This window comes from Salifodinibacter halophilus, from assembly GCA_012999515.1.
Classification (GTDB): Bacteria; Pseudomonadota; Gammaproteobacteria; order Nevskiales; family Salinisphaeraceae; genus Salifodinibacter; species Salifodinibacter halophilus.
Map to the genome: position 1 here is coordinate 1 of JABEEB010000465.1, position 252 is coordinate 252.

The 252-nt window shown below is 69.8% G+C and carries 1 protein-coding gene; it reads left to right on the plus strand.

What is annotated here, in order from left to right; genetic code table 11:
• The coding region (locus HKX41_12465; protein NNC24949.1) for a hypothetical protein at positions 1-252 on the plus strand (252 nt) is incomplete at both ends.

Sequence of the window (252 nt, forward strand, 5' to 3'; positions counted from 1 at the left end):
CTTTTCGTGCCCTGGTTTTCGATCCTGGGCTGGCTGTTCTGGGCCTACCCGCGGCAGCCGCGCAGCGCGGCGCGCACGGTCTTCGACAGCGCTGCCCTGGTCCTGGCCGCCATCGCCGCGTTCTGGGGCATGCACTGGAGCATGTACAACGCCGACCCGCACGCTGGCGCGATCTGGAAGCAGGTGCTGGCGACCTCGGTCGCCTACGGCCTGTTCCTGGCGGTGATGACCGCGGCGCTGATCGCGCGCTGG